The organism is Brevundimonas vesicularis (assembly GCF_044807075.1).
Lineage (GTDB): Bacteria > Pseudomonadota > Alphaproteobacteria > Caulobacterales > Caulobacteraceae > Brevundimonas > Brevundimonas vesicularis_G.
Genome location: NZ_CP085234.1, coordinates 3,210,016 through 3,228,413 on the forward strand (window position 1 = coordinate 3,210,016; position 18,398 = coordinate 3,228,413).

Annotated in this window: 14 protein-coding genes; 9 read left to right on the forward strand and 5 right to left on the reverse strand. The window is 65.7% G+C overall.

The genetic code is table 11. The features are described 5' to 3' along the window. The first annotated feature begins 128 nt into the window (after positions 1–128). Positions 129–1,259, forward strand: a complete 1,131-nt coding sequence (locus LG306_RS16160) for a zinc-dependent alcohol dehydrogenase family protein (RefSeq protein ID WP_404416663.1) — start codon at positions 129–131, stop codon at positions 1,257–1,259. 8 nt (positions 1,260–1,267) lie between these two features. Here LG306_RS16160 and LG306_RS16165 read toward each other — a convergent pair whose 3' ends face one another. Then, positions 1,268–1,951: a DUF599 domain-containing protein gene (locus LG306_RS16165; protein ID WP_404416665.1), complete on the reverse strand. Its 684-nt coding sequence runs from the start codon at positions 1,949–1,951 to the stop codon at positions 1,268–1,270. A gap of 140 nt (positions 1,952–2,091) precedes the next feature. On the opposite strand from LG306_RS16165, the gene ppa reads away from it, so the two are divergent. Then, positions 2,092–2,652: an inorganic diphosphatase gene (gene ppa / locus LG306_RS16170; RefSeq protein ID WP_404416667.1), complete on the forward strand. Its 561-nt coding sequence runs from the start codon at positions 2,092–2,094 to the stop codon at positions 2,650–2,652. Positions 2,653–2,717: 65 nt separating this feature from the next. Here the strand turns inward: ppa and LG306_RS16175 are convergent, their stop codons facing one another. Further along, the gene (locus LG306_RS16175; protein WP_404416670.1) at positions 2,718–3,248 is read right to left on the reverse strand and encodes a GNAT family N-acetyltransferase; all 531 of its coding nucleotides are present in this window, start codon (positions 3,246–3,248) and stop codon (positions 2,718–2,720) included. A 135-nt stretch (positions 3,249–3,383) separates the two neighbouring features. Here LG306_RS16175 and hslU point away from each other — a divergent pair, with 135 nt between their 5' ends. Next, complete coding sequence (hslU, locus tag LG306_RS16180; RefSeq protein WP_404416673.1) at positions 3,384–4,685, forward strand: ATP-dependent protease ATPase subunit HslU; 1,302 nt, start codon at positions 3,384–3,386, stop codon at positions 4,683–4,685. Here hslU and LG306_RS16185 read toward each other — a convergent pair. Next, on the reverse strand, positions 4,675–5,979 hold the full coding sequence (locus LG306_RS16185) for a YihY/virulence factor BrkB family protein (RefSeq protein WP_404416675.1): 1,305 nt from the start codon (positions 5,977–5,979) through the stop codon (positions 4,675–4,677). The two genes, hslU and LG306_RS16185, sit on opposite strands and share 11 nt — an antisense overlap. A 63-nt stretch (positions 5,980–6,042) precedes the next feature. On the opposite strand from LG306_RS16185, the gene prmC reads away from it, so the two are divergent. From prmC to LG306_RS16205, 4 genes are all read left to right on the forward strand, one after another. Beyond that, positions 6,043–6,954, forward strand: coding sequence for a peptide chain release factor N(5)-glutamine methyltransferase (gene prmC, locus LG306_RS16190; protein WP_313447052.1), 912 nt, complete (start codon positions 6,043–6,045; stop codon positions 6,952–6,954). A gap of 739 nt (positions 6,955–7,693) precedes the next feature. Next, entirely contained in the window at positions 7,694–8,233 is a 540-nt protein-coding gene (locus LG306_RS16195) for a hypothetical protein (protein WP_404416679.1), read from the forward strand. A gap of 27 nt (positions 8,234–8,260) precedes the next feature. Beyond that, positions 8,261–9,450 (forward strand): IS3 family transposase gene (locus tag LG306_RS16200; protein WP_404413560.1). Its coding sequence is split into 2 segments (ribosomal slippage): positions 8,261–8,513 and positions 8,513–9,450, totalling 1,191 coding nucleotides; the frame shifts between segments, so codons are not numbered across the junction. Between the two features lie 62 nt (positions 9,451–9,512). After that, positions 9,513–10,556: a deaminase gene (locus LG306_RS16205; RefSeq protein WP_404416682.1), complete on the forward strand. Its 1,044-nt coding sequence runs from the start codon at positions 9,513–9,515 to the stop codon at positions 10,554–10,556. Here the strand turns inward: LG306_RS16205 and clpB are convergent. Further along, on the reverse strand, positions 10,553–13,153 hold the full coding sequence (clpB, locus tag LG306_RS16210) for an ATP-dependent chaperone ClpB (RefSeq protein WP_404416685.1): 2,601 nt from the start codon (positions 13,151–13,153) through the stop codon (positions 10,553–10,555). The genes LG306_RS16205 and clpB overlap by 4 nt on opposite strands. Positions 13,154–13,326: 173 nt before the next feature. On the opposite strand from clpB, the gene LG306_RS16215 reads away from it, so the two are divergent. Beyond that, on the forward strand, positions 13,327–13,968 hold the full coding sequence (locus LG306_RS16215) for a LysE family translocator (RefSeq protein ID WP_404416688.1): 642 nt from the start codon (positions 13,327–13,329) through the stop codon (positions 13,966–13,968). A gap of 31 nt (positions 13,969–13,999) precedes the next feature. On the opposite strand, the gene LG306_RS16220 is transcribed toward LG306_RS16215, so the two are convergent. Continuing rightward, positions 14,000–16,300: a TonB-dependent receptor domain-containing protein gene (locus LG306_RS16220; protein WP_404416691.1), complete on the reverse strand. Its 2,301-nt coding sequence runs from the start codon at positions 16,298–16,300 to the stop codon at positions 14,000–14,002. A 182-nt stretch (positions 16,301–16,482) separates the two neighbouring features. On the opposite strand from LG306_RS16220, the gene LG306_RS16225 reads away from it, so the two are divergent. Next, positions 16,483–18,384, forward strand: a complete 1,902-nt coding sequence (locus LG306_RS16225) for a BCCT family transporter (RefSeq protein WP_404416694.1) — start codon at positions 16,483–16,485, stop codon at positions 18,382–18,384. Positions 18,385–18,398 lie beyond the last annotated feature (14 nt).

An 18,398-nucleotide genomic window follows, 5' to 3' on the forward strand; every position in this document is an offset into this window, starting at 1 on the left:
TCTCGATCCCGACGCTCTAGCTTGGACGACGTTAGGTCAAGCGACTATCGATAACAGTCTGATCACGAACGCGCTCAAGAAGCGGCCGATCGCGTCGGCGGCGTTAGCGCAAGAATGAGCTTGACCACATGATCCTCACGACTCGCGCCGCCGTCCTGTCTGACATGGGCGCCGCCCGCCCCTACGCCGCCAGCCGCCCCCTGTCGGTCCAGACCGTCACCCTGGACCCGCCCGGCCCCGGCGAGGTGCTGGTCGCGATCAAGGCCGCGGGCCTGTGCCACTCGGACCTTTCCGTCATCAATGGCGACCGCCCCCGTCCCCTGCCCATGGCCCTGGGGCACGAGGCGGCGGGCGTGGTCGAGGCGCTGGGGGACGGCGTCACCGATCTCGCCATCGGCGATCACGTCGTCATGGTCTTCATGCCGTCGTGCGGCCACTGCGATCCCTGCGCCGGCGGCCGTCCCGCCCTGTGCGAGCCCGGCGCCGTCGCCAACGGCCGGGGCGAGCTTCTGTCCGGGGCCCGCCGCATCTTCCGCGAGGGCGAGCCCGTCAACCACCACCTCGGCTGCTCCGCCTTCGCCGAGCGCGCCGTCGTCTCACGCCGCTCCCTGGTCAAGATCGATCGCAACCTGCCGTTCGAAGAGGCGGCCCTGTTCGGCTGCGCCGTCCTGACCGGCGTCGGGGCCGTGGTGAACACCGCTGGCGTCAAGGCGGGCCAGAGCGTCGTCGTCATCGGCCTGGGCGGCGTGGGCCTGGCCAGCGTGCTGGGCGCCCTGGCCTCGGGCGCCAGCCCCGTCGTCGCCGTCGATCTGTCCGAGGACAAGCTGGCCCTGGCCCGCACCCTGGGGCCCGTCCACACCGTCAACGCCGCCGCCCCGGACGCCGTCGATCAGGTCCGCGCCCTGACGAACGGCGGCGCCGACGTCGCCTTCGAGATGGCCGGCTCGGTCCGGGCGCTGGAGGCGGCGTGGAAGATGACCCGACGCGGTGGAACCACCGTCACCGCCGGCCTGCCGCCGCCCGATGCGGCGCTGGCCGTCAACGTCGTCTGCCTGGTCGGAGAGGAGCGCACGCTGAAGGGCTCCTACATCGGAACCTGCGTCCCCAGTCGCGACATCCCCCGCTACGTCGCCCTGTATCGCCAGGGCCGCCTGCCGGTGGATCGCCTGATGAGCGGCGTCATTCCCTTGGACGACATCAACGCCGGCTTCGACCGCCTGCATGCCGGCGAGGTCGTGCGGTTGATCGTCAGACCCTGACGGAGGCCCTACTGCTCCAGCAGCCGCCGCGCATTGCGAATGGCGCGGGCGGCGGGCGAGGCCTCCTGGCGATATATCAGCAGGCCGAACGACGAGGCGACGCCTAGCGCCAGCCAAAGCGGTCCGAACAGCCAAGCCGCCGCCGCCAGGGCGAAATAATAGCCGCGCACGCCCTGACTGAAGGAACTGAGCGCCGGGTTCAAAAGCTGGCCCGCCGCCTCGCTGAAGGCCTTGCGATCCGTGTTGGAATGCAGTTCAGGCGCCGCGCCGATCATGGCCAGAGCATAGTTCATCTGTCGCAGTGCCCAGATGAAGTCCAGAAAGCCGCGCGCCAGGCAGATCAGAACCAGGGCCAGCTTCGCCTCAAGCAACCGGGTCGGGACGTTTTCCGCCCCGACCGCGGCGAACCCCTTCAGCGCGCTTTCGCCACCGAACAGGATACCGGCGACCGCCGCGATCAGCAGCAGATTGGTCGAGGCGAAGAAGGAGGCCGAGTTGATCGAATGGCCCATAAGCTGGCTGTCGATCAGCTTCATCTCGCGATGGGTCATGGACCGCATCCAGGCGGCCCGGACATGCACCATGTCCTCGTTCAACGAACCGCCCCTGCGGCTGATCAGCGACAGGATCGGGCTGTATCCCAGCCAGCAGATAAAGAAGAGCGCCAGCGCCGCCCAATCGGTCCAGGTCATGATCCAGATGTCCGCGATGATGCGCCGCGACGCAAGCCCGCCGAGGCCAGCGTTCGCCACATGTCGCCCTTGCCGTGACGGGCCGGGGAGCCTATCACCCTTCGCCTTTCAAAGTTTCGCAGTCGCAGCAAAGACCCGCCATGAACCTCGACGCCATTCCCGTCGGCCCGAACGCTCCCTGGGACATCAACGTCATCATCGAAATCCCGCAGGGCGGCCTGCCGGTGAAATACGAGATGGACAAGGCCTCGGGCGCCCTGTTCGTCGACCGCTTCCTGCACACCGCCATGTACTATCCGGGCAACTACGGCTTCGTGCCGCACACCCTGTCGGACGACGGCGACCCCTGCGACGTGATCGTGCTGAACCCGACGCCGGTCGTTCCGGGCTGTGTCATCCGCTCGCGCCCCATCGGCGTGCTGAAGATGACGGACGAGGCCGGCGGCGACGAAAAGATCCTGGCCGTGCCGGTCGACAAGCTGAACCCCTACTACACCGAGATCGCCAGCTATCGTCAGCTGCCGGCCATCCTGATCGAGCAGATCGAGCATTTCTTCACCCGCTACAAGGATCTGGAGAAGGGCAAGTCGGTCAAGGTCGAGGGCTGGGGCGACGCCGGCGAGGCCGCCGACCTGATCGCCAAGGGCATGCAGGCCCACCAGGAGAAGCTGGCCAAGAACAAGGCCGCCAACGCCGCCTGATCCGGGCGACCCGCGCGTGAAGCCTTAAGGCGTCCTCCGCTCGGGGGACGCCTTTTTGCTGACCGTCAGGCTCGCCACTCGTGTCGTAGAAGGGCGTACTGATAGGTGTTGACGTAGATCGGCTGGCCCGCGGCGTCGTTCACGAACGAGATGAACTCGCGGAACAGCCCTTCGCGCCGCATGCCCAGCCGTTCGCAAAGCCTCTGTGACGCCAGATTGTCGTCCTCGACATAGGCGTACAGGCGACGCGCCGCCTTGTCCTTGAACAGATGGTCGACCAGGACGCTGGCGGCTTCGGACGCATAGCCGGCGCCCATATAGGCGCTGTTGAAGTTCCAGCCGATGGACCAGGTGTCCGGCGCCTCGAACATGGCGAAGACATCGCCGATGACATGGCCGTCGGCCTTGGACTGGACGGCGATATGCTCTCCAGCCGCTGCGCGCTTTAGGACTTCCGCCTCGGCCGCCGCCATGTCCAGAAGCGCCATCGCGGCGAAACAGGCGGCGCGCGGTTGGTGAAGATAGGCGAGCAGGTCTGCGGCGTCGCCGGCCTGAAAGGATCGAAGGGTCAGACGATCCGTTTGCAAGGGTGTCATCAAGGGGCTCTGGTGCAGCTAACGCGGTCCTGACGATCGGCATGACGCCCTTTCGCCGATGACGATAGGATTTTGTGCGCGCTGCGACGCCCCGCCCCTCTCCCGCAACGGTTCGGTCTCTCCTATCTGCGTCGCATGACCGAACTGACCCCCCGCGAGATCGTCTCCGAACTGGATCGCTATATCGTCGGCCAGAACGACGCCAAGCGCGCCGTCGCCGTCGCCCTGAGGAACCGCTGGCGCAGGAAGCGCGTGCCCGCCGACCTGCGCGACGAGGTGACGCCCAAGAACATTCTGATGATCGGCCCCACCGGCGTCGGCAAGACCGAGATCGCGCGTCGGCTGGCGCGGCTGGCGGGCTCGCCCTTCCTGAAGGTCGAGGCCACCAAGTTCACCGAGGTCGGCTATGTCGGCCGCGACGTGGATCAGATCGTGCGCGACCTGGTCGAAAGCGCCCTGATCATGGTGCGCGAGCGCCGGCGCGGCGACGTGCGGGCCAAGGCCGAGGCCGCCGCCGAGGACCGGATTCTGGACGCCCTGGTCGGACCGGGCGCGGGGCCGGCGACGCGGGACAGTTTCAGGAAGAAGCTGCGCGCCGGAGAGCTGGACGACAAGGAGATCGAGATCGCGCTGGCCGACACCGCCTCGCCGATCCAGGGCCTGGACATTCCGGGCGGCGGCAACGTCGGCCTGCTGAACCTGTCGGAGATGCTGGGCAAGATGGGCGGCGGGCGCACCAAGACCGTCAAGCTGGCCGTGCGCGATGCGACGACGCCCCTGATCGCTGAAGAAGGCGACAAGCTGCTGGATCAGGACAGCCTGACGCAGGAGGCGCTGAAACTGGCCGAGAACGAGGGCATCGTCTTCCTGGACGAGATCGACAAGGTGGCGGCTCGCCAGGGCGCGTCCGGCGCCGACGTGTCGCGTGAAGGGGTGCAGCGCGACCTGTTGCCCCTGATCGAGGGTACCACGGTCTCGACCAAATACGGGCCGGTGAAGACCGACCATGTGCTGTTCATCGCCTCGGGCGCCTTCCACGTCGCCAAGCCCAGCGATCTGCTGCCCGAGCTTCAGGGGCGGTTGCCGATCCGGGTCGAGTTGAAGGCTCTGACGCGCGACGACTTCAAGCGCATCCTGACCGAGCCGGAAGCCAATCTGATCCGTCAGAACCAGGCCCTGCTGGCGACCGAGGACGTGACCCTGACCTTCACCGACGATGCGGTCGAGGCGATGGCCGATGCGGCGGTGGCGGCCAACAGCGCGGTCGAGAACATCGGCGCGCGCCGGCTTCAGACCGTGGTGGAGCGGGTGCTCGAGGAAACCAGCTTCAAGGCTTCGGACCTTTCGGGCCAGACCGTGAGCTTCGACGGCGATGCGGTGCGCGAGAAGATGGACGCCCTGACCAAGGACGTCGATCTGAGCCGCTTCATTCTGTAGCGACGCGCTCGGCGGCCTTGCGGTTCTGGCGGCCGCGCAGGCGGTCCGCCACCCGCTCGGCCTGACGCTGGGTGAAGGCGAGAGCGGCGGGGTTGCCGCGCCTGGCGCCGACGCTGTCGGCGACCTTGGCGCCGCGCTCGCCCATCGGCAGGGGCAGGCCGGTCGTGGTGTCCACGGCGGTCTGGTGCTCGATCTCGGCGTTCAACTCGGCGCCCATCAGGATCACCTGCACCGACAGCCAGGTCCACAGCAGGAAGCCCATCATGGCCGCCAGCGGGCCGTAGGAGTCTGTGCGCACGAAGTGGGACAGATACCAGCTGAACAGGAAGGACACCGTGAGGCTGAGGACCGCCGCGAAGATCGCGCCCGGCGTGACCCAGCGCCAGCGCGCGCGCTGACGGCAGGGGCCATAGCGGTAGATGACGGTCAGGGCGGCGACGTAGCCGACCAGCAGCAGCGGCCAGCGCAGCGGCGCGATCAGCCCCCACTCCTCCTCCAGCCCGAACAACCGCACCACCACCGGCACCCCGACGACCAAGGCGGAGCTCAGCAGGACCGCGACGATGGCCCCGACGGTGAAGACCATGCAGATCAGGTTGTAGCGCACGATGTTGCGCTTCTCGACCTCGTGGTAGGCGACGTTCAGGCCGTAGAACAGCACCTTAACCGCCCCGTTGGCGGTCCACAGCGACAGGGCCAGGGTCCAGATCAGGGTGAAGGTCAGCTGGCTGTTGGAGTTGGCCGCCAGCCGCTGCATCTCGCCGCCCAGGAACTCGGCGATGCTGCTCGGCAGGAGCGCGTAGAGGAACTGCAGCCGGGCCCAGGCGTCGGCCGGATCGGCGAACAGGCCGTAGAGGGTCACGAACGTCCCCAGGAGCGGGAATAGCGACAGCAGGGTGAAGAAGGTCACACCGCCGGCGACGAAGCCGACCCGGTCGCCGAAATAGGACCCGCCGGTGCGCCAGGCGATGTCGACCCAGCCCTTGTGCGGAATGTGCTCGGGGCGCTTGGCCATGCGCCCGCGACCGGGCTCCTGGGCCTCATAGTCCTCGGGCGTGGGGACCTTGGGCGGCAGGGGTTCGGGGCGGGGGGCGCGCAGCTCGACCCCGACCTTGTGCCCCTGGCTGTAAAGCAGGTGGGCGGCGCCGGCCCCGGCGGCCAAACCCCCGGCGGCGGCGGCCAGAAACTTCCACACCCGGCCGCACTCGACCGGCGCCGGCGCGCGGGCGAACAGGTTGCGAAGCGGGGCGAGGCGGGAGGAGCGGCGCGCAGTCATCCCGACGCGAACGGTCAAGCTGGCCTGACGTTCCCTGCCGTCGCGCTTGAAATCGGCGCCGGGGCGGGCCAATCAACGCCCATGACCGACCCCATCACGCCCAAGTCCGACACCGACGCCCCGACCCTGCTGACCGCCTGGAAGGCGGCGCAGGCCCGGCTGAAGACCGGCCGCATCGACAGCCCCGCCATCGACGCCCGCCTTCTGCTGGAGGCCGCCGCCGGCGCCAGCCGCATGGACATCCTGACCGACCCCTATCGGCCCATCACCGCCGACCAGCTGAGCGCCTATGAGGCCATGGTCGAGCGCCGGCTGAAGCGCGAGCCCGTCTCGCGCATCGTCGGCAAGAAGGGCTTCTGGAAGATCATGCTGAACGTCACCCCCGACGTCCTCAGCCCCCGCCCCGACACCGAAACCCTGATGGACGTCTCGATGCTGGCCTTCGGCAAGACCGAGGCCTTCGACGCCATCGACCTGGGCACCGGCTCGGGCGCGATCCTGCTGGCGCTTCTGGCCGAGCGGCCGGCCGCGCGCGGGGTCGGCACCGACATCTCGTCCGAGGCCCTGGCGGTGGCCAAGGAGAACGCCGCCAACCTGGACCTGAACGAGCGCGCGACCTTCCTGCGCACCGAATGGGCCGCAGGCTTCGGCGACGCCAGTTTCGACCTGGTGCTGTCCAACCCGCCCTATATCCCCACCGACCATATCGCGACCCTGGACCCGGAGGTCCGCGACCACGACCCGCACCTGGCCCTGGACGGCGGGCCCGACGGCTTGCAGGCCTATCGCGACCTGGCGCCCGAGGTGAAACGCATCCTGAAGCCGCTGGGCGTCTTCGCCGTCGAGATCGGCTTTGACCAAGGCCCGCAGGTCAAGGCGCTGTTCGAGGCCGCCGGCTTCACCGACGTCAAGATCATCAAGGACCTGGGCGAGCGCGACCGCGTCGTCACCAACGGCCCGGACCCGCGCACCAATCCGATCCCGCAGGACTGATCGAGATCAGACGGTCGGCGGACAAAAACACCGTCTAATTCGTCTAATTCGTCTGATCTGGCCCTCCCCGGCCGTGCGATGCGTCCCCCTCCGGACGAACCGAGACAGGATCGCACGGTTTGGGGCCGTGGGCAGGAGGATGACGCTGGCGAGCGGCAGGGTGCTGAAATCGTTCGCGATGTGCGTCGCAGATGCGCGGGTTGACGGCTTTTCGCTAGGGTGCGCCACGAGGAGCCGCCCATGACGACCAACCGCCTGACGCCGCGCGCTCGCGGACTGCGCCAAGTTGGCGGGCTGGCCGAGGACAGCGTCTAGGGCCAGCCCTTAAGAGCCGTCGAAAACACGCGGTGACGAAGAACCGGAGGCTCCGGGGACGAACACAGTATATTTGACGATTTCTAACGGCTGCAAATCGACGAAAATCTGAAGGCCGCCGACTGCCTGATCTAAGCCGCTCGAGAAGATCGATACGCAGTCACATGGGATGAAGCCGTTTCGAGCGGTGCGAAGTGTGAGCTAACACGCTTAAATTTCTCAAGCTCTGCGTCGTCAGGAACAAACTGTGCGTTCATCCGAGCCGCCATGCGCTCAACCACTTCGAGAACCATGCGCAACTCAGCTTCAGAATCCAAAATTATGTGAGACATGATTTGGTCAGTCCTCCCTCAGTGCGAATCGTTTGACGATAGGCTACCGATTCGATCCTTTCCATCGCGTTAACCACAAGGCTTGTGGATACATGTCAGATAATGAGCTAGAGCAAATAAAGTTTCCGGAGCTTGTATTTGGCATTGCGGGTGCCGTGGGGATCGACACCTCTCAAGTAACCACCGTGTTGAGCGACGCGTTATCGTCCGTTGGTTACAAAGCAGAATGCGTTAAGATTACATCGGAAATGTATAAGTCAACTGGAGATTCTCCATCAGAACCATCTCTTGGATACTTTAAAACCATCGCGGCAAAAATTGGTTACGCAAATGACCAGCGCTCCAGACGTGGTGATCCCGCTCTGATGGCGAAAATTGGCATACGCGCAATCCGGCGTGAACGCCTTAGACTGGCGCGTGAGAAAAATCCTCATGACGTCGACGCTTCTAACGTCCCGGAGAGAACTGCCTACATAATCAATCAACTAAAACGCCCAGAAGAAGTGGCCCTTCTTAGGCGAGTTTATGGGCGACAGTTCGTTCTTGTTTCGGCTTACGGCTCTTTCAGTGATCGGAGATCGCTGATCATTCGGCGTGACGTGACCCCCTTAAACTCCTCCAGGAATAGCTAGAGTCCGCCCCTCGAAAGGACGGACAGAATGAAGCGATCACGGTTCACGGAAGAGCAGATCATCGGGATCCTGCGCGAGCAGGAGGCCGGCGTTCCGGTGGCGGACCTGTGCAGGAAGCACGGGCTGAGCTCACCGACCTTCTACAAGTGGAAGGCCAAGTATGGCGGCATGGACGTGTCAGAGGCCCGGCGTCTGAAGGCGCTGGAAGAGGAGAACGCCAAGCTGAAGCGGATGCTGGTGGACTCGATGCTGGACAGCGTCGCGCTGAAGGATCTGCTGGGAAAAAAGTGGTGACGCCCGCTGCGCATCGAGAGGCGGCGGCGCACCTGCAGTCGGCCTACGCGATGAGCGAACGGCGGGCCTGCCGGGTGTTGGGCGTGGATCGGACGAGCGTGCGCTATCAGGCGACGCGACCGGACGACGGCGTCCTGCGGGATCGGCTGAAGGCCCTGGCCCAGGAGCGACGGCGGTTCGGCTATCGCCGCCTGCACGTGATGCTTCGGCGCGAGGGGCATGCGGTCAACAAGAAGCGCGTCCAGCGGATCTATCGCGAGGAGAAGCTGACGGTGCGCCGGCGCGGCGGGCGCAAACGCGCCATAGGCACGCGGCGTCCGCTGGAGATTCCCCTGGTCGCGAACCAGCGCTGGTCGCTGGACTTCGTCTCCGACCAGATGACGGACGGGCGGCGCTTCCGCATCCTGACGGTGATCGACAACTGCACGCGCGAGTGCCTCGGGCTCGTCGCCGACACCTCGCTGTCAGGGCGACGGGTGGCGCGCGAGTTGGACGCCATCATCCTGCGGCGGGGACGCCCGGATACGATCATCAGCGACAACGGCACGGAATATACGTCCAACGCCATCCTGGCCTGGGCCGACGACGCCGGCGTGAGCTGGCATTACATCGCGCCGGGCAAGCCTCAGCAGAACGGCTTCAACGAGAGCTTCAATGGTCGGCTGCGCGACGAGCTGCTGAATGAGACGCTGTTCCGATCGCTGCCGCACGCCCGGGCTGTCCTCGAAACCTGGCGGCGCGACTACAACGAAACCCGGCCTCACTCGAAGCTGGGATGGTTGACGCCGAAGGCCTACGCACAGGCGCTCACCGGACAGAGCGGCCGGTCTGCTGCGCTGGTTGATGGCTGCTCAGACCGGCCTATTGCCAACCCCGCCAACCCCAGTTCAGATCAACCAAGGACTCTCGTTATGGCTGGATGAGAAACGGGGGTCACGTCAGGCGCATTAAAAGCTCAGGTCACGCGCATTTGCCAGAGCATGAGATGAATGCCTTGGCAGAGAGCCTAATCGCTACTGATGCCGAAGAGTCTCATCCATTCGGTCAAAGACTCAGAGAAACGTTTCACCTAGCAGACGTTTTTGTAGATGGCATCCAACGTTCGGACACTGAATTTCATACCGAACGATTCATTGATGCTTTCTTTGGTAGGACTGATCTATCTCCCTCCAAAGAGGAATATGGTATGTATGCCGCTAAGTCGGCATCGCTTCGCTCCTCTGACCTATCCAGACAAGTAGGAGCTGCGATTTTTTCGTCAGACGGCGAGATAATAACCCAAGGATGTAATGAAGTCCCCAAAGCACTCGGCGGAACTTATTGGGATTTGGAAGAGCCTGATTTTCGAGACGTTATGTTGGGTTCAGATCCCAATGAGAATCTACGCAATGATATTATAAAAGACTTATTTGATAAGCTTAGGTCCGGTGGATACTTATCAAAAAAGGCTAAGGATTTGGGTAGCGCGAGCTCGATCGCGCACGCGCTTACATCGAAATCCAAAATAGTCGATGGAAAAGAGGTTGCTGGCGGCGCACTAGCTGACGCGCTGATCATGGATTTGACTGAATATGGTCGAGTGGTGCACGCTGAAATGTGCGCAATATGCGATGCTGCGAGACTCGGGAAAAGCGTAAAAGGGTCTACGCTATACTGCACTACTTTTCCATGTCACAACTGCACGAAGCACATACTAGCAGTCGGAGTGAAGCGCGTTGTATACATGGAGCCATACCCCAAACGTCGAGCAAAAGAACTACACGAGAACGAAATATCAATCGAAATTGAAGCTCCTGATAAGGTAACCTTCATGCCATTTTTAGGCATATCTCCATTCCGCTATCGAGATATATTTCAGAAAGGCAAACGAAAAGGCGCTGGTGGCGTCGCCAAACGGTGGTTGTTCGGCGAGCCACGTCCTATGGTGGAGGTTGTTGCACCTACTCATATAGAGCTTGAGGCTATGGCTCTGGCATCTTTGATAGGGGCTATCAAACCGAAACAGGGGGCGACAGAGGCGTCCGTCTAATGCACCCGCATCTTCCCGATCTCCAGCCCGCGCTCGCCGGCGGTGACCGCGATCACGCCGCCGTCCTCGATCTCGCCGGCCAGGAGTTTGCGCGCGATCGGGTCGACAAGGTCCTTCTGGATGACGCGTTTCAGGGGTCGCGCGCCATAGGCGGGGTCGTAGCCGCGGTCGGCGAGCCAAGCCAGGGCGCTGTCGTCCAGGTCCAGGGTCAGGCGGCGGTCGGCGAGCAGCTTCTCGAAGCGTGACAGCTGGATGCGGACGATGCCGCCCATCTGGTCGCGTCCCAGGCGGTGGAACAGGATGATCTCGTCGATCCGGTTCAGGAACTCGGGCCGGAAGTGGGCGCGCACGGCGTCCATGACGAAGGGGCGCACGGCCTCCACATCATCGCCCTCGCCCTGATCGGCCAGATACTGGCTGCCCAGGTTGGAGGTCATGATGATCAGGGTGTTCCTGAAATCGATGGTGCGGCCCTGCCCGTCCGTCAGGCGGCCGTCGTCGAGCACCTGCAGCAGCACGTTGAAGACGTCGGGATGGGCCTTTTCGACCTCGTCGAACAGGACGACCTGATAGGGGCGACGACGCACGGCCTCGGTCAGGGCGCCGCCCTCGTCATAGCCGACATAGCCGGGAGGGGCGCCGATCAGACGGGAGACGCTGTGTTTCTCCATATATTCCGACATGTCCAGGCGGGTGATGGCCGCCTCGTCGTCGAACAGGAAGTCGGCCAGGGCCTTGGTCAGTTCGGTCTTGCCCACGCCGGTCGGGCCCAGGAACAGGAAGCTGCCCAGCGGACGGTTGGGGTCGTTCAGGCCGGCGCGGGCGCGGCGAACGGCGTCGGAGACGGCGGCCAGCGCCTCGTCCTGACCCACCACGCGACCGCCGAGCGCGACCTCCATCTGAAGCAGTTTTTCGCGCTCGCCCTCCAGCATCTTGTCGACGGGCACGCCGGTCCAGCGGCTGACGACAGCGGCGATCTGTTCGGCGTCGACGACCTCGGGGGTCAGGGGGCCCCCACGACCTGAGGCGCCGGAGGTCTCATTGGCCTCGGCCTCTTCGAGCTGCTTTTCGATCTGGGGGATCTGGCCGTAGGCGATCTCTGACGCCCGGCCCAGATCGCCCGCGCGCTGGGCGTTGGCGAGTTCCAGGCGCAGACGGTCCAGAGTTTCGCGCAGCTGGGCGCCCTGGCCGACCTTGTCCTTTTCGGCCTTCCACTGGGTGGTCAGGTCGTCGGACTGGCCTTCCAGATCGGCGATCTCGTCCTCCAGCTTTTCCAGACGGTGTTGAGAGGCCTGGTCGGTTTCCTTCTTCAGGGCCTCGCGTTCGATCTTGAGCTGGACTAGGCGGCGGTCGATCTCGTCCAGGGCCTCGGGCTTGGAGTCCACGGCCATGCGCACGCGGCTGGCGGCCTCGTCGATCAGGTCGATGGCCTTGTCCGGCAGGAAGCGGTCGGTGATGTAGCGGTTCGACAAAGTGGCGGCGGCCACAATCGCGCTGTCGGAAATGCGCACGCCGTGGTGGACCTCGTACTTCTCCTTGAGGCCGCGCAGGATGGAGACGGTGTCCTCCACCGTCGGCTCCTCGACCATGACCGGCTGGAAGCGGCGGGCGAGCGCGGCGTCCTTTTCGACGTGTTTGCGGTATTCATCGAGCGTCGTGGCGCCCACGCAGTGCAGTTCGCCGCGCGCCAGGGCAGGCTTCAGCAGGTTGGACGCGTCCATAGCGCCGTCGCCTTTGCCGGCGCCGACGAGGGTGTGCATTTCGTCGATGAACAGGATGATGCCCCCCTCGGCCGCAGAGACCTCGGACAGGACGGATTTCAGCCGCTCCTCGAACTCGCCGCGATACTTCGCGCCGGCGATCAGGGAGCCCATGTCCAGCGCCATGACGGTCTTGTCGCGCAGGGATTCCGGCACGTCGCCGTTGACGATGCGCAGGGCCAGGCCCTCGACGATGGCGGTCTTGCCGACGCCGGGCTCGCCGATCAGGACGGGGTTGTTCTTGGTGCGGCGGGCCAGGACCTGGATAGTGCGGCGGATCTCCTCGTCGCGGCCGATGACCGGATCGATCTTACCGTCGCGGGCGGCCAGGGTCAGGTCGCGGGCATAGCGTTTCAGGGCGTCATAGCCGTCCTCGGCGCCGGCGCTGTCGGCGGTCTTGCCCTTGCGCACCTCGGCGATGGCGGCCTCCAGCTTGTCGGCCGTGACGCCCGAAGCCTTAAGCAGCTCGGCGGCGACCCCGCCTTCCCTGGCGAGCGCCGCCAGCAGGCGTTCGGTGGTGACGAAGGCGTCGCCGGCGGTCTTGGAGGCCGCCTCGGCGGCGGCGAAGACGCGCGCGGTGTCGCCGTCCAGGTAGAGCTGGCCCGAGCCGCCGGTGACCTGGGCGCGCTTCTTCAGCGCGGTCTCGACATCGGCCTCGGCGCGGCGGGCGTCGCCGCCGGCGGCGGTGATCAGGTTTCTGGCCAGGCCGTCGCGTTCCTCCAGCAGCACCTTGAGCAGATGCTCGGGCGCGAACTGCTGGTGACGGCGGGCGAGCGCCAGAGACTGGGCCGACTGGACGGCCTGTTTGGCGCGGTCGGAATAGAGTTCGAGATTCATGGTTTCAGTCCCCTCGGGAGGCGGATGGATTTCAGCGCACCCTCTGCTGAGCAGCGCGCCGTTGAGATCGAGGTGGGTGTGACGATCGGGTCACACAAGGGGTCCGCTGGGCGGCTTTCGGGGCTGTCCGTTTCGCCGCCGCGCGCCTAGGCTCTGGCGAACAGGAGCGCCTCGTGATCGCCCATTCCGCCTGGCCTGTCGATCCGGCCGTCGTCGGCCCCTTTTTGATCGCCGTGGCGCTGATCGAGCTGACGCCGGGGCCGAACATGGGTTGGCTGGCGCTGGTCGCCCTGGCGCGGGGTCGGCTGGCCGGTTTCGCGGCGGTGGCGGGCGTGACCCTGGGGCTGGCGGTGTGGATGCTGGCGGCCGCCTATGGGCTGACGGAGGTCTTTTCCGTCTTGCCGCCGCTGTATCAAGGCCTGCGTTGGGCGGGCGTGCTGTTTCTGCTGTGGCTGGCGTGGGAGGCCTGGCGCGCGCCGACGATCGAGGCGGCGACCACACCGGACGCGCGCTCGCTGCGCGGCCTGTTCGTGCGCGGCCTGATGGGCAATCTGCTGAATCCCAAGGCCGCGGTCTTCTATGTGGCGCTGCTGCCGACCTTCATGCGGCCCGACCACGGCGCGCCGCTGAGGCAGGCCCTGACGCTGGGGAGCCTGCATCTGGCGGTCGCCGTCCTGGTGCACAGCCTGATCGTGATCGGTGGCGCGGGCGCGGCGCGGCTGGCGCCCCGGATGCAGGGTCGCGCCCTGCGCGCGGTGATGGCCGGCGGCCTGATCGTGGTCGCCGCCTGGCTGGCCTGGGAGACGCGGACCTGAGCCCGCGCCTCATAAGCCGGTCAACGCCTTGTCAGCCGCCGGTCGTCGGACCCTGGAAGTCGAACTGTTCGGGGCGACGCTGCCCGCCGCCGAAGTTCCAGGTCAGGCCGATATAGGCCGCACGCCCGCCGAAGGTCTGCTCGGAACGGTCGCGGAAGGTCGGGGTCGTCAGGGTGGTGGTCGAGCCGAAGTCGTCGAACAGGTCGCGCACCGTCATCTGCATCGACCAGGCATCGTTTAGCTTGCGGCGATAGCCCAGGTTGACCAGGGTCGACTGCTCGCGCACCCCTTGGGCCAGCAGCTGATCGCCGCTCCAGACGCCGGAGATCTGGACGAAGTCCTTGGGCGTCGGCTGCCAGTTCAGCGACAGGCGCCCCGAGACGGCGTCGCCCGAGCGATCCTGGGCGCCGACGATGCCGGCGGCGTCGATTTCCTGACGGTAGACGTTCAGGCTGGCGCTGTAGCGCAGGGTCGGCAGCAGCGGGCCGTTGGCGACCAGCTCAAGCCCGGTCGAGGTGCTGGCGCCCAGGTTCTCGGGCCGGGTCAGGAAGACGCCGTTGCCCAGGTCGACGGTCGTCTGGGTGAAGGCCTTGTTGGTGTCGCGGTAGTAGAGGGTCGCCTGGTAGAAGGTCTGCTGGACGCGGCGCTGCCAGTTCAGCTCATACGAATCCGTCTCCTGCGGCTCCAGATCCGGGTTGCCCGAGCGATAGTTCTGCGGGTCGCCATAGGTGAGAAAGGGGTTCAGATCGGCCGGGCCAGGACGCTGGATGCGACGGCTGTAGCTGGCGCGCACGGTGTCCTTGTCGTTCAGCTTGTAGGACAGATGGCCGGTCGGATAGGCGCGGAAGTAGTCCTGGGACGTCTTGATGCCGCTGGTGACCTGATTCAAATCCAGGTTCGCCTGTTCCAGACGCAGGCCGAACTGGGCCGACAGCTTCTCGCTGAAGGGCTTCTCGTAGGTGACGTACAGGGCGTGGACGACCTGATCGACGTCGAAGCGGTTGGACACCAGCGGGTCGGGCGTCAGGGCCGCCTGGGTCGGACCGCGCGCGACACGGTTGTCCAGCTCCAGCAGCGTGGCCTGCAGCTCATAGCCGAGGCGCAGCTTGCCGCCGTCCGACAGCGGCCGGACATAGGCGCTGGTGACGCCCCACTGGTCCTGATGGTTTTCATTGGCGGTGGCCTCGATGAAGTTCGCGGCGACCGGGATCTGTTGATCGACGAAGCTGTCAGAGGTGAAGTTGAAGTTGTTGCGGTCGAAGCGGACCTCATTGGTCCATTCGTGGCCCTGGTCGTCGAAGCGACGCAGCACTCGCGCCGTGGCGCCCGAGAACTGACCCTTGAAGCGGCCGTCTCCGCTGCGGCGATAGGCCGAACCGATGCCGCCGGCCGCATTGTCGGCTTCGTACAGGGTGACGCCGTCGCCGCCTGCGTCGACGTCGGTGTGACGCAGTTCGCCGACCAGCTGGGTCTTGGCATCCAGATCATATTGGGCGGACAGGCGGAGGTAGGCGCTGTCGGAGGCGCCGTCGATGTCTTGGCTCTGGCGCGACTCCAGGAAGCGGCCCGAACCGGTGTCCAGACGTTCGCGCACGCGATTGGTTTCGGCCAGATAGCCGTCGTGACGGATGCCGACATCGGCCGTCAGGGTCGTCTTGCCGTTCACATGAGCGATGTTCGCGCCGATGTTGTAGCGGCCGCCGTCGCCGACATTGGCGCGGATCGAGCCGTTGGTGGTCTGGGTCGGGCGGACCGTGGTGGGCTTGGAGATCAGGTTGATGACGCCGCCCGAACCCTCGGGGCTGTAGGCCGCCGACGGATTGGTCATCACTTCGATGCGGGCATACTGCGCGGCCGGAATCTGCTGGATCATCTGGCCGCGGCTGGGGCCGTTGAACTGGGTCGCCGGGCGGCCGTCGATCAGGATCGTGACATTGGAATCGCCGCGCAGGCTGACGTTGCCGTCGGGGTCGACCTCGACCGAGGGGATGTTGCGCAAAGCGTCGGCCAGGGTCCCGGTCGTGGCCTGAAGATCATTGGCTAGGCTGTAGCTGGTGGAATCGATCGAGGTGCGCACATCGGCGGCGCGGGCGTTGACGACCACGTCGCCGACGCTGGCGGGCTGCTGTCGCTGGGCCGGTTCGGCTGTCTGAGCGCGCGGCGCGGGCGTCTGGGCCGTCGTCGCCGGGGCCTGAACGGCCGGCTGGCTCGTCGCCGCCGGCGGCGGGGTCTGCGAGGCGGTCTGGGACGAATTCTGGGATTGAGCCAGAGCGGCGCCGGGCAGGGCGACGGCGGCCGCACCCAGCATGAGAACGAGTTTGGAAGAGGTCATGCCCCGGCGATCCTGAAAGAGTGCGCAGGCGTCTATTCGCGCCCGTCGATAGGCCTGACTATCCCCCGTCCACTTTGCATCGCAAAGTTACATCTTCTTCATGCCGATTACATCTTCTTCATCGAGACGGCGCGGTTGTGGCCAAGCTGGGAACTGTCAGCTTCGCCATACGCTTTGACCCGATGCTGACCACGAAGATGAACCCCCGCGTGTTTTGGGGCGCGAGCGCCATCATCGCGCTGTTGCTGCTTGTCGCCATCGTCGCGCCGGGAGAATCCGACCGCCTGTTCCAGAGCGTTCAGGCCTGGGTGATCGACACCTTTGGCTGGCTCTATATCGCCTCGGTCGCCGCCTTCGTGGGGCTGGTGCTGGTGCCGGCGATCGGCCCCACGGGCGCGCTGAAGCTGGGGCCGGACGACGCCGAACCGGACTTTCCCTATCTGTCCTGGCTGGCCATGCTGTTCGCCGCCGGCATGGGGATCGGCCTGATGTATTTCGGCGTCGCCGAGCCGATCCAGCACTATATCAATCCGCCCGAGGGCGCCGGCCGCACCTTCGACGCCGCGCGTCAGGCCATGGGCATCACCTTCTTCCACTATGGGGCCCACGCCTGGTCGATCTATGCGCTGGTGGGCCTCAGCCTGGCCTTCTTCGCGCACCGCAAGGGTCTGCCGCTGACGCTGAGGTCAGGCCTGTCGCCCTTGCTGGGCAAGCGCGTCAACGGACCCATCGGCGATGCGGTCGACATCTTCGCCATCTGGGGCACGGCGTTCGGCATCGCCACGTCCCTGGGTTTCGGCGTGTCGCAGATGAACAGCGGCCTGACCTATCTGCTGGGCGTTCCCAACACGGCCTGGGTTCAGGTCGGGCTGATCGTCGTGGTCATGGCGGCGGCGACCGCCTCGGTCATGAGCGGGGTCGGCAAGGGGGTGCGCCGGCTGTCCGAGCTGAACCTGACGCTGGCGGTGCTGCTGATGCTGTTCGTGCTGGTGGTCGGGCCGACCGGCTTCTTGTTCAAGGCGCTGGTCCAGAACATCGGCTTCTATCTCAGCCATTTCGTCGAGCGGACCTTCACCCTGTACGCCTATGAGCCGCGCGCCTGGATGGCGGACTGGACCCTATTCTACTGGGCCTGGTGGATCGCCTGGTCGCCGTTCGTAGGGATGTTCATCGCCCGGATCTCGCGCGGGCGAACGGTGCGTGAGTTCCTGCTGAACGTGCTGCTGGTGCCGGCCGGCTTCACCTTCCTGTGGATGACCGTCTTCGGCAATACGGCGATCAGCCTGGACATGGGCCAAGCGGCGGGCGCGATTTCCAACGCCGTTTCGGCCGACCTGTCGACCGCCCTGTTCTACTTCCTGGAGCAACTGCCGGGCGCGGCCTTCACCTCGGGCCTGGCGATCCTGCTGGTGTCGGTCTTCTTCATCACCTCGGCCGATTCCGGCGCTCTGGTGATCGACACCATCGCCTCCGGAGGGGCCGACGACACGCCGCGCTGGCAGCGGGTCTATTGGTGCCTGCTGCTGGGCCTGATCGCCGCGACCCTGTTGCTGGCGGGCGGGCTGGGCGCGCTGCAGGCCGCGACCCTGGCCGCCGCCCTGCCCTTCGTCCTGATCATGATCCTGCTGTCGATCGGCCTGGTGCGCCAGATGAACGCCGACGTCGCGGGCCGCAGTCTCGAGACCGAAGGCGCGCCCCTGGCTCAGCAGCTGAAACGCATCCTGGCCCCGGCCAGCCGCAGCGACATCGACGATGAGATCGAGCGCCACGGCCTGCCTGCGCTGGAAACGGTTCACACCGCCATGGAGGCCGAGGCGGCGGAGTCCGAGATCGGGCGTGACGACGGCGTCGCATGGCTGACGGTCAAACAGGGCGAGCGCACCTTCATCTATCGCCTGGGCGCCCGCTCGCGTCCGCGTCCCGCCGTGACCCAGCGCGAGACGCCTGAAGGCCGCCGCCTGCTGGAATGGCGACTGACCGCCCAGACCGGCCAAGGCGAACGCCCCCACGACATCACCGGCTTCACCCGCGACCAGATCGTCGCCGACGTGCTGGAAAAGCTTCAACGCTGGCGACTGGCGTAAGCCCCGAAGGACCA

Excerpts from the sequence above, each read along its gene's own strand:
- LG306_RS16160 (WP_404416663.1), top strand. The coding sequence starts at position 129 with ATGATCCTCACGACTCGCGCCGCCGTCCTGTCTGACATGGGCGCCGCC.
- LG306_RS16165 (WP_404416665.1), bottom strand. The coding sequence starts at position 1,951 with ATGACCTGGACCGATTGGGCGGCGCTGGCGCTCTTCTTTATCTGCTGG.
- ppa (WP_404416667.1), top strand. The coding sequence starts at position 2,092 with ATGAACCTCGACGCCATTCCCGTCGGCCCGAACGCTCCCTGGGACATC.
- LG306_RS16175 (WP_404416670.1), bottom strand. The coding sequence starts at position 3,248 with ATGACACCCTTGCAAACGGATCGTCTGACCCTTCGATCCTTTCAGGCC.
- hslU (WP_404416673.1), top strand. The coding sequence starts at position 3,384 with ATGACCGAACTGACCCCCCGCGAGATCGTCTCCGAACTGGATCGCTAT.
- prmC (WP_313447052.1), top strand. The coding sequence starts at position 6,043 with ATGACCGACCCCATCACGCCCAAGTCCGACACCGACGCCCCGACCCTG.
- LG306_RS16195 (WP_404416679.1), top strand. The coding sequence starts at position 7,694 with ATGTCAGATAATGAGCTAGAGCAAATAAAGTTTCCGGAGCTTGTATTT.
- LG306_RS16205 (WP_404416682.1), top strand. The coding sequence starts at position 9,513 with ATGAATGCCTTGGCAGAGAGCCTAATCGCTACTGATGCCGAAGAGTCT.
- clpB (WP_404416685.1), bottom strand. The coding sequence starts at position 13,153 with ATGAATCTCGAACTCTATTCCGACCGCGCCAAACAGGCCGTCCAGTCG.
- LG306_RS16220 (WP_404416691.1), bottom strand. The coding sequence starts at position 16,300 with ATGACCTCTTCCAAACTCGTTCTCATGCTGGGTGCGGCCGCCGTCGCC.
- LG306_RS16225 (WP_404416694.1), top strand. The coding sequence starts at position 16,483 with ATGCTGACCACGAAGATGAACCCCCGCGTGTTTTGGGGCGCGAGCGCC.